Annotated in this window: 12 protein-coding genes; all 12 read right to left on the bottom strand. The window is 72.2% G+C overall.

Features of this window, described 5'->3' with window-relative positions:
• Window positions 1-172 precede the first annotated feature (172 nt).
• Window positions 173-1,177, bottom strand: a complete 1,005-nt coding sequence (gene ccsB, locus BLU82_RS00215) for a c-type cytochrome biogenesis protein CcsB (RefSeq protein ID WP_092614125.1) — start codon at window positions 1,175-1,177, stop codon at window positions 173-175.
• A complete protein-coding gene (locus BLU82_RS00210) occupies window positions 1,177-2,784 on the bottom strand; it encodes a cytochrome c biogenesis protein ResB (protein WP_092614123.1) in 1,608 nt (535 codons plus the stop codon). The genes ccsB and BLU82_RS00210 overlap by 1 nt, the downstream gene beginning before the upstream one ends.
• A gap of 13 nt (window positions 2,785-2,797) precedes the next feature.
• The gene (locus BLU82_RS00205; RefSeq protein ID WP_092614121.1) at window positions 2,798-3,541 is read right to left on the bottom strand and encodes a cytochrome c biogenesis CcdA family protein; all 744 of its coding nucleotides are present in this window, start codon (window positions 3,539-3,541) and stop codon (window positions 2,798-2,800) included.
• Entirely contained in the window at window positions 3,538-4,146 is a 609-nt protein-coding gene (locus BLU82_RS00200; protein WP_092614119.1) for a TlpA disulfide reductase family protein, read from the bottom strand. Before BLU82_RS00200 ends, BLU82_RS00205 begins: the two co-directional genes overlap by 4 nt.
• The gene (locus BLU82_RS00195) at window positions 4,146-4,793 is read right to left on the bottom strand and encodes a histidine phosphatase family protein (protein WP_092614117.1); all 648 of its coding nucleotides are present in this window, start codon (window positions 4,791-4,793) and stop codon (window positions 4,146-4,148) included. The genes BLU82_RS00200 and BLU82_RS00195 overlap by 1 nt, the downstream gene beginning before the upstream one ends.
• A complete protein-coding gene (gene hemL, locus BLU82_RS00190) occupies window positions 4,790-6,100 on the bottom strand; it encodes a glutamate-1-semialdehyde 2,1-aminomutase (protein WP_092614115.1) in 1,311 nt (436 codons plus the stop codon). The genes BLU82_RS00195 and hemL overlap by 4 nt, the downstream gene beginning before the upstream one ends.
• Before the next feature lie 78 nt (window positions 6,101-6,178).
• Window positions 6,179-7,714: a M28 family peptidase gene (locus BLU82_RS00185; protein WP_092614113.1), complete on the bottom strand. Its 1,536-nt coding sequence runs from the start codon at window positions 7,712-7,714 to the stop codon at window positions 6,179-6,181.
• A 138-nt stretch (window positions 7,715-7,852) separates the two neighbouring features.
• Window positions 7,853-9,301, bottom strand: a complete 1,449-nt coding sequence (locus tag BLU82_RS00180; RefSeq protein ID WP_092614111.1) for a catalase — start codon at window positions 9,299-9,301, stop codon at window positions 7,853-7,855.
• Window positions 9,298-9,744, bottom strand: a complete 447-nt coding sequence (locus BLU82_RS00175; protein WP_092614109.1) for a Fur family transcriptional regulator — start codon at window positions 9,742-9,744, stop codon at window positions 9,298-9,300. The genes BLU82_RS00180 and BLU82_RS00175 overlap by 4 nt, the downstream gene beginning before the upstream one ends.
• Before the next feature lie 67 nt (window positions 9,745-9,811).
• Window positions 9,812-9,931 carry a methionine/alanine import family NSS transporter small subunit gene (locus BLU82_RS00170; protein WP_092614107.1) on the bottom strand — a complete coding sequence of 40 codons (120 nt, stop codon included), beginning with the start codon at window positions 9,929-9,931 and terminating at the stop codon, window positions 9,812-9,814.
• Entirely contained in the window at window positions 9,928-11,457 is a 1,530-nt protein-coding gene (locus BLU82_RS00165) for a sodium-dependent transporter (protein ID WP_092614105.1), read from the bottom strand. Before BLU82_RS00165 ends, BLU82_RS00170 begins: the two co-directional genes overlap by 4 nt.
• 61 nt (window positions 11,458-11,518) lie before the next feature.
• On the bottom strand, window positions 11,519-12,502 hold the full coding sequence (gene hemB / locus BLU82_RS00160) for a porphobilinogen synthase (protein WP_092614103.1): 984 nt from the start codon (window positions 12,500-12,502) through the stop codon (window positions 11,519-11,521).
• Window positions 12,503-12,516 lie beyond the last annotated feature (14 nt).

Below are 12,516 nucleotides of genomic sequence, written 5' to 3'. Positions count from 1 at the left end.
GGGGGCAGCGGCGCGGCAAGGCCAACCCCCGCCCGCGAAGCGGCCCGAGCCGGACCCCCGCCAGCCCCATCGGAACGCCGGGCCCCGGATGCCCGCCGCACGTGGTGACACAGACGCCAACTGTTGGCGCCACCGTCACCCCCGCAGCAACAACACCGCCAGGGGCGGCCCGTCAGAGGCCGCCGTACGAGTGCAGGCCGTTGAAGAGGATGTTCACGCCGAAGTAGCTGAACAGCACCGTGCCGTACCCGACGAGCGCGACCACCGAGGCCTTCGAGCCTTTCCAGCCGGCCGTGGCGCGGGCGTGCAGGTAGGCCGCGTACGCCAGCCAGGTGATGAGCGCCCAGACCTCCTTGGGGTCCCAGCCCCAGTACCGGCCCCACGACACCTCGGCCCAGATGGCGCCGAGGATGAGCGGGCCGAACGTCCAGATCGGGAACGCGATGGCGGTGAGCCGGTAGCCGAGCCGGTCGAGCGCGACGGAGTCGGGGAGGGAGGCGCCGAAGCCGGTGGTGCGGCCGCGGTCGGCGGCCCGCTCGGACACGATCTGCAGGGCGCTGACGACGGCGCCGACGGTGAACAGGCCGAACGCGATGACGGCGCAGCCGACGTGGATGATCAGCCAGTACGACTGCAGCGCCGGCTGCACCGGGCCGGGCGACACGTAGAGGAACGTGGCGGCGAGGCCGACGGTCATGAAGATCAGCAGGACGGCCCAGACGGCGACGACGCGGCCGACGACGGTGCGGGCGAGGACGAGGAAGACGATCGAGGCGACCAGCGCGCCGGTGATGGAGAACTCGTACATGTTCGCCCACGGCGCCCGCTCGGTGCCCAGGCCGCGCATGGTGACGCCGACGGCGAGCACCAGCGTGGCCAGGCCGAACAGCCCGCGGCCGATGCCGCCCAGACGGTCGGCGCGCTGCACCAGCTCGGCGTCGCCGGGACCGGACGCCCCGGCCGGCGGCCCCGCCGGCGAATCCGCGGGCGCGTCGGCGGCAGCGGACGACGCGACGCCGACCAGCTCGCGGTCGGAGGCGGCGGCCGTGGTCACCGCGCGGCGGCGACGGCTGTGGATGCCGGCCTCGGCACAGAAGGCCAGCCAGGACGCCAGGTACCCGAGGGTGGCCACGACGACGACGTAGCGGCTCCACTCGGCGACGGCATCGAGGTCCATCAGTCTTCCCTCTTTCCTTCCGCGCCGCCCAGGCGCAGCAACAGCCCATCAGTGATGGCACCGATCTCGTCGGCGAGGCGGTCGCCCGCCGAGCCCTCGGCCCGGTGCAGCCCCGCGACCTCGACCACGGTACGCCCCTCGGGTCCGACGCTCGCGCGCACCCAGGCCCGGCGCCGCCGCACGTACAGCGAGCCCATCAGCCCGACCACCGCGAGCACACCGCCGACGAGCGCCAACTCGCGGCCGGAGTTGCGGCCGATCTGCAGGTTCACCCAGGTCACGTAGCCGTCGAAGGTGATGTAGCGGCCGTCGGGCAGCTGGGCGGTGTCGCCGATGGCCAGGCGGGACCGGAACGGCTCGCCGTCGGCCTCGTACTGCTCCATGTCGGTGGTGTCGAGGCGGTACACCGACTGCGGCTGGCCGTCGTCGAGTCCGAGGTCGCCGTGCCACGCGGTCAGGTACATCTCGGGGTTGCGGGCGCCCGGGAAGATCGACCGCGGGCCGTTCTGGTCGAGGTAGGCGGTGGGCAGGAAGCTGCCCTGGATGCCGATGTCGTCGCCGTACTGCGGCGGCACCTCGACCTTGACGACGCCGGTGGACGTGAAGCTGCTGTCCTCGGGCAGGAACGGCACCGGTCCCTCGGCGAGGATCGTCTCGCCGTCGGCCGCGCGGACGGTGAACGCGGGGGCGTAGCCGGGGTTGATGATGTGGATCGAGGTGCCGTCGATGTTCAGCGGCTCGTTGACGCGGATGGTGTGCGTCTCGGGATCCGCACCCGGCTCGGGCACCACCGTCACCGTCGCCTCGTACTCCGACGGCTGGCCGATCTGGTTGCCGGCCTCGATGAACTCCATGCGGAACTCGTCGACGTCCATGGAGAACGGCGGGAGGTCGCCGGTGTCGAACAGCGCGCCGGCGGACAGGCTGTCGAACTGGATGACCTGGTTGGAGAAGCCCGTGCCCTCGGGCACCAGCACCGTCGCCCGGTAGCTGAACAGCCCGCCCAGCGCGACCGCCAGCAGCACCACCACGACGGACAGGTGGAACAGCAGGTTGCCGGTCTCGCGCAGGTGGCCGGTCTCGGCCGCGACGGAGTCGGCCTCGCCCTCGGCCGGACGGCGCAGCCGGAACCGCCGCGACCGCAGCTCGGCACGGGCCACCGCGAGCACCTCGTCGGGGGTCGCGTCGACCTCGACCTTGCGGTACGCCGGCATCCGCGTGAGCCGTTTCGGCGCCTTCGGCGGCTGCGCCCGGACCGCTTTCCAGTGCTGCCACAGGCGCGGCAGGATGCAGCCGACCAGCGACACCATGAGCGCGATGTAGATGGCGGCAAACCAAGGCGCGGAGTAGACGTCGAACAGGCCGAGGCGGTCGTACCACTCGGACAGCGTGGGGTTGCGGGCGCGGAAGTCGCGGACGTTGAGCGGGTTGACGTCGCTCTGCGGGATGATCGAGCCCGGAATGGCGGCGACGGCCAGCAGGAACAGCAGGATCAGCGCCACCCGCATGGAGGTCAGCTGCCGCCACGCCCAGCGGGCCAGCTCCAGCCCGTTCAGCGGCGGCGGCCGGTTGTCCACCGGCGGACGGGTGTCCATCTGCGTCGTCATCGTGTGCCCATCTCTACACCGCCACCTCGAAGCCGCCGATCCAGCCCTGCATCGACGTCATCAGCTCGTTCCACAGCCCCGTGACCAGCAGGACGCCGAGCACGATCAGCATGATCCCGCCGGCCCGCATGAACGCCTGCTGGTGCCGGCGCACCCACTGGAACCACCGCGTCGCCCGCTGGTAGGCCAGCGCGGCCAGCAGGAACGGGATGCCCAGCCCCAGGCAGTAGGCGAACGACAGCAGCGCGCCGCGGCCGGCGCTGGCCTCGGTGAAGGCCAGCGCCTGGACGGCCGCCAGAGTGGGCCCCATGCAGGGCGTCCAGCCGACGCCGAACACGGCGCCCAGCAGCGGCGCCCCGGCCAGGCCGACCGCCGGGCTCGCGCCGGTGTGCCAGTCGCGGGACAGCCCCGGCAGCCAGCCGGCGAACAGCAGGCCGAGCCCGATCGTCACGACGCCGAGCACCCGCATGATGATCTCGCCCTGCTCCAGCAGCAGCGAGCCCAGCCCGCCGAAGAGCAGCCCGTACGACACGAACACCACGCTGAAGCCAAGGATGAACAGCAGCACCCCGGCCAGCAGCCGGCCGCGCCGCCCGGACGCCAGCTCCGCGCCGGACAGCCCGGTGACGTAGCCCAGGTAGCCGGGGACCAGCGGCAGCACGCACGGCGACAGGAACGAGACGAGTCCGGCCAGCGCCGCCACCGGCACGGCCAGTGCCAGCGAACCGGTCAGGACGGTGTCGCCGAAGGAGCTCACGGTGACTCAGCGGTGCCTTCCGCCGCGGGGGTCTCGCCCGCGATCTCGCCGACGATGTCGGTGAGCGACGCCTCGCCGATGGCGCCGAGGATGCGCGCCGCGATGCGACCTTCGCGGTCGATGACCAGCGTGCTCGGGATGGCCTTCGGCGGGACGGTGTCGCGGAACGCCAGCAGCGCGTCGCCCTTGGGGTCGTAGACGCTCGGGTAGGTGATGCCGTACTCGTCCTCGAACTGCTGCGCCGGCCGCTGGCCGTTGGGCTCGCGGACGTTGACGCCGACGAACTGCACGCCCTGCGGGCCGAGCGCCTCGTAGGAGGCCTGGAGGTCGGGCGCCTCCTTGCGGCACGGCGGGCACCACGAGCCCCAGATGTTCAGGACGACGACCTCACCGAGCTGGTCGGCCAGCTGGAAGTCGCCGCCGTCGAGCAGTTCGCCGCCGAACTCGGGCGCGGTGTCGCGCTCGGCCGGGTCGAAGATGCTGATGGTGCCGTCGCCGGCGATGTAGCCGGCCTGGTTGCCGTTGTCGCTGCGCTCGACCTGGCCGTCGGAGCAGCCGGCGAGGGCGAGCACCGCCACCGCCGCGAGCACGAGCGGGCGGCGCATCAGGCACCCGCCGTGAACGGCTTGCCGACCCGCGGCAGCAGGTCGCCGGCCGGCTCGCTGTAGGCGACCGAGACGATGGTGTCGTTCTCGTACGTGACGGTGGTGAGGCTGGCCAGCGAGCACTCGCGCCGGCGTGGATCGTGCCAGAGCCGGCGGCCCTCGATGAAGCTGCGTGCCGTCCAGATCGGCAGCTGGTGCGACACCATGACGACCTCGTGGCCGGCGGCGTCGCGGCGGGCGTCGCTCATGGCGGCCAGCATGCGGGCGGCGATGTCGCGGTACGGCTCGCCCCACGACGGCGTGAACGGGTTGCGCAGGTGCCGCCAGTGCCGGGCGTGGCGCAGCGAGCCGTCGCCGACGCCGAACGTCAGGCCCTCGAAGACGTTGAGCGCCTCGAGCAGGCGGTCGTCGATGCGGACGTCGAGGCCGAGCGTCTCGGCGAGCGGCGCGGCGGTCTCGCGCGCGCGCTCGAGCGGCGAGCTGACCAGCAGCGTGATGTCGCGGTCGGCGACGGCGGCGGCGACCCGATCGGCCATGGCCCGGCCGAGGTCGGACAGGTGGTAGCCGGACAGCCGGCCGTAGAGCACCTTCGACGGGTTGTGCACCTCGCCGTGGCGCAGCAGGTGCACCCGCGTGAGCTCGCTCATGCGGCGTCCACCCCCGCCGCGGCCGCCGCGGCCGCGGGCAGCGCTTGGGCGATGCGGTCGACGGCGCGGGCGTCGTGCGCGGCGCTGACGAACCACGCCTCGAACGCCGACGGCGGCAGGTACACACCGGACTCGAGCATGGAGTGGAAGAACGCGCCGAACCGCGCCGTGCTGGTGCGCTTGGCGGCGGCGAAGTCGGTGATCGGGCCGTCGTCGGGGGCGAAGAAGACGCTGAACAGGTTGCCGGCGTACTGCACGCGGTGCGGCACGCCGGCCGCCGTCAGCGCCTCGCCGGCCAGCGCGCCGATGCGCCGCGCCGTGGCGTCGAGGTGCGCGTACACCTGGGCGTCGGCCAGCCGCAGGGTGGCCAGCCCGGCCGTCGTGGCGACCGGGTTCCCGGACAGCGTGCCGGCCTGGTACACCGGCCCGGCCGGCGCGAGCAGCTCCATGACCTCGGCCGACCCGCCGAACGCGGCGGCCGGGAAGCCGCCGCCCATGACCTTGCCGAACGTCGTGAGATCGGGCGTGACGCCGTCGAGGCCGTGCCAGCCGGACCGCGACACCCGGAAGCCGGTCATGACCTCGTCGAGGACGAGCAGCGCGCCGTGCTCGTGCGCGGTGTCGCGGAGGAACGCGTTGAAGCCGTCGGCCGGTGCGACGGCGCCCATGTTGCCGGCCGCGGCCTCGGCGATGACGCAGGCGATCTCGGCGCCGTGCTCGGCGAACGCGGCCTTGACCGCGCCGGCGTCGTTGTACGGGAGGACGATGGTGTCGCCGGCGCTGGCGCCCGTGACGCCGGGGGTGTCGGGCAGCGCGAACGTGGCAACACCGCTGCCGGCCGCCGCCAGCAGCGCGTCGACGTGCCCGTGGTAGTGGCCGGCGAACTTCACGACCTTGCTGCGCCCGGTGGCGCCGCGGGCCAGCCGGATGGCGCTCATGGTGGCCTCGGTGCCGCTGGAGACCAGCCGGACCTGCTCGACGCTGGTGCGGGCGACGATCTCTTCGGCCAGCTCGACCTCGGGCTGGGTGGGCGTGCCGTAGGACGTGCCGAGCGCGACCTGAGCGCGGACCGCCTCGACCACCGCCGGGTGGGCGTGGCCGAGGATCATCGGCCCCCACGAGCCGACGAGGTCGACGTACTCGCGGCCGTCGGCGTCGTAGAGGTAGGGTCCGGTGGCACGCTGCATGAACCGGGGTGTCCCGCCGACGGCGCGGAACGCCCGCACCGGCGAGTTCACCCCGCCGGGCGTGACGGCCCGCGCACGGTCGAAGAGCTCCGCACTGCGCGGCACGTCGTCGTTGGTCACCGCGTCATTCTCGCAAGTGGCCCGAGCAGCCCGAACGCCGCCCCCACGACGTCCGGGCCGCCCTCTCCCGAGGCCGTCTCAGCGCCGCAGGTGCGACCCGAGGAACAGCGACTCCGACTGGCCGGTGGCGGTGCCCTTGCCGGTCCCCTCGATGGCCGACGTCGTCATGGCGAAGGTCAGCGTGGCGTGCGCCGCGGCGTCGGACATCTCGTCCAGCGCCTGCTGCGACAGGTTGTCGATGTCGTCGCACTCCTGGTGGTAGCAGGGGTCGTACGCGACACCCGCAGTGCCGCCGTAGACCGCCGCCTCCTCGGCCGTCTTGACGCCCTCCGCTCCGGTGAACAGGCCGCCGGCCGGGATCCCGACGCTGATGAAGGCGTCGTAGTCGGACCGCCCGTCGAACGCCGTCGGCTCGCTCTCGAGGCCCTGACCGGCGAAGTAGTCGGTGAACACGTCCTCGACGACGCCCGACCCGGTCGAGCCGAGCGAGTCGGTGTCGGACGCGTCGCCGTCGTAGACGAACCGCACGTAGTTCGGCGACCCGACCATGTCGAAGTTCAGGTTCACCGCGGTGTCCTTGACCTGGCGCGGGGTCAGCGAGTCGACGTAGAACTGCGAGCCGATCAGCCCGGACTCCTCGGCGCCCCACCACGCGAACACGATCTGGTTGCGCGGCGTGACATCCAGCTCGGCCAGCTGCAGGGCGATCTCGAGGTTCTGCGCCGACCCGGACCCGTTGTCGTTGATGCCCTCGCCGGCGGAGACGGAGTCGAGGTGCGCGCCGACGACGACCTGCCGGTCACCGCGCCCCTCTCCGGTGGTGGCCAGCAGGTTCGCCGTCGGCACGTCGTGAGTGATCAGCGTCGAGGTCTCGACGTGCACCGTCACCGGCCCCGCCTGGGTGCGCGCGTAGAGGTCGGCGCCGACGCCGAAGCTCGCACCGAGCACCGGGATCGTGGCCTCCGTGTCGGCGCCGAGCGTGCCCGAGACGGCCTCGGTCCGGCCCTCCTGGCCCTCGTTGAAGATCACGACGGCGTCGTAGCCGGCGGCCTGTGCGTTGACCGCTTTCACGGTGAAGTCGCAGGTCCCGCGTTGGATCAGCGCGACCTGCGGCTCGGTGGCCGACGCCGGGACGAAGTCGGCGGGCTCGCAGCCGCTGCTGGACCCGGGCTGCGCCGGCGGCGGGATGAGCACGTCGGTGGTCGGCACCAGCGTGCCGGTGACGTCGCCGCTGCCGGAGTACTCCATGGTGAGGAAGTCGTCGCCCTCGGCGTACGTGACGGGGTCGGGTGCGACGCGCTCGAACGTCGGCGCCGCCAGCTCCTCGAACGTGTCGAACAGGAACGGCTGCACCGTCGTCTGGTACCCGGCCGCCTCCAGCTGGTCCTGGACGTACGCCAGCGACGCATCGTAGCCGGGCGTGCCGGACGCCCGGGTGCCGCCGTTCGCGTCGGCGATGTCCTGGAAGGCCTCCAGGTGCTCCATGATCCCGCCCGCCGTCACGGCGTTGCGCAGATCGGTGCTGTCAGTCGGCTTGGCCGCCCCCGCCAACGGCGCGGTGACCAGTACGATCGCCGCCGCGGCTGCCACGGCGCATGCTGCGTTCCGCCTCATCTCGGCTCCCCAGTGCGTGGTGTCCTGGAGGGTCCTGCGGAACCCCGTTCTGGAGGTGGAGGCTACGCCTGCCTCGTGACATGCGGAACCCCCTGCGGCCGCACGGATTCGCGGCCGCAGGGGGTGCGGCGGGATGGGTCAGCTGCCGACGGCCGCCTCGACCCGCTTGCCGAGCGTCTCGTCGACGCTGCGCCAGTAGGCGTAGACGCGCTGCCGCAGCTCGTCGGTGGTCACGTTGGACACGTGACCGGCGATGTTCGCGACCAGGCGGTCGCGGGCGGCGTCGTCGAGGACCTCGCGCACCAGCGTGCCGGCCTGGCCGAAGTCGTCGTCCTCGGCGTGCAGGGTGGCCGCGGCGCGCACCATCTCGCCGTCGGACTCCCAGCCGGCGTCGCCGACCAGCGACGGCTCGGCCGCCGGGCCGCCGTGGCTGTTCGGGGCGTACACCGGGCGCTCCGGCGACGCGTAGGAGAACCGCATGGCGCCGTCCTTCGCGTACGAGTTGACCTCGTTCTTCGGCGCGTTGACCGGCAGCTGCGCGTAGTTGGTGCCGATGCGGTACCGGTGCGCGTCGGCGTAGGAGAAGATGCGGCCGAGCAGCATCTTGTCGGGGCTCGCGGCGATGCCGGGCACGAAGTTGCTCGGCTCGAACGCGGCCTGCTCGATCTGCGCGAAGTAGTTCTCCGGGTTGCGGTCGAGTCGCAGCGTGCCGACCTTGATCAGCGGGTAGTCGGCCTTCGGCCACACCTTCGTGAGGTCGAACGGGTTGAACCGGTAGCTCGCGGCGTCGGCGTACGGCATGACCTGCACGTGCACCGTCCACGAGGGGGCGTCGCCGCGAGCGATGGCCTCGTAGAGGTCGCGGATGTGGTGGTCGGCGTCCTCACCGGCGATGCGGTCGGCGTCGGCCTGGCTCAGGAACTCGTGGCCCTGGTCGGTGCGGAAGTGGTACTTCACCCAGAACCGCTCGCCGCCGGCGTTGATCCACTGGTACGTGTGCGAGCCGAAGCCGTCCATGTTGCGCCACGTGCGCGGCAGCCCGCGGTCGCCCATCAGCCACGTGACCTGGTGCGCGCTCTCGGGCGACAGCGTCCAGAAGTCCCACTGCATGTCGTGGTCGCGCAGGTTGGAGCCCGGCAGCCGCTTCTGCGAGCGGATGAAGTCGGGGAACTTGATGGTGTCGCGCAGGAAGAACACCGGGGTGTTGTTGCCGACGAGGTCGTAGTTGCCCTCGGTCGAGTAGAACTTCAGCGCGAAGCCGCGGGGGTCGCGCCAGGTGTCGGGGCTGCCCTGCTCGCCGGCGACGGACGAGAACCGCGCCAGCGCCTCCGTGCGGGCGCCCGGCTGGAACAGCGCCGCCTTGGTGAACTGGCTGACGTCCTCGGTGACCTCGAGGACGCCGAACGCGCCGCCGCCCTTGGCGTGCACCACGCGCTCGGGGACCCGCTCGCGGTTGAACTGGGCCAGCTTCTCGACCAGGTAGTGGTCGTGCAGCACGATCGGCCCGTCCGGCCCGACCGTCAGCGAGTGGGCGTCGCTGGCCACCGGGGCGCCGGAGTTCGTGGTCGAGTGCGGCGTAGAGCTCATGCATTCTCCTCGTTCGCTGATTGACAGGCGGGGCAGAGCCCCCAGAAGGTCACCTCGGCTTCGTCGAGGACGAAGCCGTGCGTGTGCTCGGGCGCCAGGCACGGCGCCGCCCCGGAGCAGTCGACGTCGGCGATGACGCCGCAGCCCCGGCAGATCATGTGGTGGTGGTTGTCGCCGACGCGGGTCTCGTAGCGCGCCGCCGACCCGGCCGGCTCGATGCGGCGCAGCAGCCCCGCCTCGGTCAGCGCGTGCAGGACGTCGTACACGGCCTGGGTGGAGACGGCGCCGAGCGAACCGCGCACGTGCCGCGCGACGGTGTCGGCGTCGGCGTGCGACTCGCGCTCGAGGGCGACGAGCACGCCCACGCGGGGCGCGGTGACCCGCAGCCCGGCCGCACGCAGCCGCACCGCGGCGTCGTCGCGGAGCTGCTCGTCGGTGGGCATGATCCGATCCTCGACGCTTTTCTGGAATCAGTCAAGTAAGCGTCTGATTCCAGGGTGTTGCTCCCGATCAGTCGGTTTCGGGCGGTCCGACGTCGGGGTGCCGGCGCAGGTGCACGAGGCTGGCCAGCAGGCCGCCCCAGACGATGACGATGGCCACGATCAGCATGACGACCGCTCCGGCGCTCATGCCCGCTCCCCTCCGCCGACGGTCTCGAGTTCGGCCGGGACGAAGGTGTCGCGCCCGCGCCAGGGGAACAGCGACAGCAGCACGCCCACCACGACGGCGCCGATGGCGACGCCCCAGCCCACCGCGAGCAGGAAGCCGTCGGAGTAGCCCGCGTAGTTCTCGTCGAACTCCTGGCGCAGGCTGTCCCAGAGCATCCAGCCGAGCATGACCGGGGTGACGACGCCGAGCGCCACCTGCCACCACACGCCGAGCCGGACCGTGGACGTGAGGTTCGCGTGCGCCCGCAGCGACGGCAGCAGCCGCAGGCCCCACGCCACGACCACCACGACGACGAACGCGGCGAGGACGATGCCGTACTGGTTGATGAAGTGGTCGGCGACGTCGAGGTAGTGCAGGCCCTGCGCGGTCGGGAAGATCAGGATCGAGATCAGCGCGATGCCGCCGCCGACCGTCAGGACCGCGGGGACGCGGCGCATGCCGGTGCGGTCCTGGGTGGCCGACACCACCACCTGCACGATGCTGATGAGCGACGTGACGCCGGCGATGACCAGCGAGGCGAAGAACAACACGCCGAACAGCCCGGCGCCGCTGGTGAGGGTCGAGATGATCTGCGGGAAGGCGATGAACGCGAGGCCCACGCCCGACTGCGCCACCTCGTCGACGGCGACCCCGGACGAGGCGGCCATGAAGCCCAGCGTGGCGAAGACACCGATGCCGGCCAGGATCTCGAACGAGCTGTTCGCGAAGCCCGCCACCAGCGCCGACCCGGTGAGGTCGGACCGGCGGTGCAGGTGCGAGGCGTAGGTGATCATGATGCCGAAGCCGACCGACAGCGAGAAGAAGATCTGCCCGTATGCGGCCACCCACACGCTGCCGTCGGTGATGGCGTCCCAGTCGGGCGAGAACAGCGCGTCGAGGCCCAGCGCGGCGCCGTCGAGGAAGAGCGCCCGGCCGACCAGGATGAGGAACAACACGACCAGCAGCGGGATGAACACGCGGTTGGCCCGCTCGATGCCGCGCCGCACCCCGAGCGCCAGCACGACCAGCACGAACGCCCAGACCGCGACGAGCGGCCAGAACACGCCGGACACGTACGACGTGATGGCGCCCGGCTCGCCGACCTCGAGGAACTCGCCCAGCAGGAACGCCTCGGGGTCGTCGCCCCAGTCCTGGCCGACCGAGAACCCGATGTAGCGGGCCGCCCAGGCGATGATGACGGCGTAGTAGGCGGCGATGACCACGCAGATGGCGACCTGCCACCAGCCGAGCACGCCGGCCCGCTTGTGGATGCGCCGGAACGCCAGCGGCGGCGAGCCGTGGTAGCGGTGGCCGATGGCGTACTCGAGCACCAACAGCGGAATGCCCGCGGTGAGCAGCGCCACCAAGTAGGGCAGCAGGAACGCGCCACCGCCGTTGTCGTAGGCGACGTAGGGGAACCGCCAGATGTTGCCCAGGCCGACGGCCGAGCCGATGGCCGCCAGCAGGAAGCCGGCCCGGCTGCCCCACTGCTCCCGTTCGCGATGCACTGTCACTCCTCGACCCGGTTGTGACAGCTGACCTTACCGGCCGGGTGCGACAGTGTGAATGTCAGCGAGCGGCGCGCAGCCAGTGGGCGGCCTCGACCGCCCAGTAGGAGAGCACGATGTCCGCGCCGGCCCGGCGGATGGACGTCAGCGCTTCCATGACGGCGCGGTCGCGGTCGATCCAGCCGCGCTCGGCGGCGGCCTGGATCATCGCGTACTCGCCGGAGATCTGGTAGGCCGCGACCGGGACGTCGACGAGGTCACGGACCCGGGCGAGCACGTCGAGATAGGACATGGCCGGCTTGACCATGACCATGTCGGCGCCCTCGTCGACGTCGAGGGCGGTCTCGCGCAACGCCTCCAGCCCGTTCGCGGGATCCTGCTGGTACGTCATGCGGTCGCCGGTCAGCGACGACTCGACGGCCTCGCGGAACGGGCCGAAGAAGGCGGACGCGTACTTGGCGGCGTAGGCCAGGATCGCGACGTCGGTGTGCCCGGCCGCGTCGAGCGCCGCACGGGCGGCGCCGACCTGGCCGTCCATCATGCCGCTCGGCCCGACGACGTGCACGCCGGCCTCAGCCTGGGCGACGGCCATGCGGCCGTACACCTCGAGCGTCGCGTCGTTGTCGACGGAGCCGTCGGGCGCCAGCACGCCGCAGTGGCCGTGGTCGGTGAACTCGTCGATGCAGAGGTCGGCCATGACGACGGTCGCGTCGCCCACCTCGGCGACGACCTCGCGGATCGCCGCGTTGAGCGGGCCCTTCGGGTCGACGCCGCCGGAGCCGACGGCGTCCTTCCGCTCTGGGATCGCGAACAGCATCAGCCCGCCGACCCCGGCCTCGGCCGCCTCCAGCGAGGCCTTGCGCAGCGACTCCATGGTGTGCTGCACGACGCCCGGCATGGACGAGATCGGCCGCGGCTCGGTGGCGCCCTCGCGGACGAACATCGGCAGCACCAGGTGGCGCGGCTCCAGCGACGTCTCGGCGACGAGCCGGCGCATGGCCGGCGTGGTGCGCAGCCGGCGCGGCCGGATCTGCGGGTAGCCCATGCCGGTGTCCTCTC

Origin of the sequence: Jiangella sp. DSM 45060, from assembly GCF_900105175.1 — a bacterium.
In the GTDB taxonomy this organism is placed as follows: Bacteria; Actinomycetota; Actinomycetes; order Jiangellales; family Jiangellaceae; genus Jiangella.
This window is presented reverse-complemented; position numbering and strand designations above follow the sequence as displayed.

Coding starts and splice junctions, on each gene's coding strand:
- ccsB (WP_092614125.1), bottom strand. CDS start 1,177: ATGGACCTCGATGCCGTCGCCGAGTGGAGCCGCTACGTCGTCGTCGTG.
- BLU82_RS00210 (WP_092614123.1), bottom strand. CDS start 2,784: ATGACGACGCAGATGGACACCCGTCCGCCGGTGGACAACCGGCCGCCG.
- BLU82_RS00200 (WP_092614119.1), bottom strand. CDS start 4,146: ATGCGCCGCCCGCTCGTGCTCGCGGCGGTGGCGGTGCTCGCCCTCGCC.
- BLU82_RS00195 (WP_092614117.1), bottom strand. CDS start 4,793: ATGAGCGAGCTCACGCGGGTGCACCTGCTGCGCCACGGCGAGGTGCAC.
- BLU82_RS00185 (WP_092614113.1), bottom strand. CDS start 7,714: ATGAGGCGGAACGCAGCATGCGCCGTGGCAGCCGCGGCGGCGATCGTA.
- BLU82_RS00180 (WP_092614111.1), bottom strand. CDS start 9,301: ATGAGCTCTACGCCGCACTCGACCACGAACTCCGGCGCCCCGGTGGCC.
- BLU82_RS00175 (WP_092614109.1), bottom strand. CDS start 9,744: ATGCCCACCGACGAGCAGCTCCGCGACGACGCCGCGGTGCGGCTGCGT.
- BLU82_RS00170 (WP_092614107.1), bottom strand. CDS start 9,931: ATGAGCGCCGGAGCGGTCGTCATGCTGATCGTGGCCATCGTCATCGTC.
- hemB (WP_092614103.1), bottom strand. CDS start 12,502: ATGGGCTACCCGCAGATCCGGCCGCGCCGGCTGCGCACCACGCCGGCC.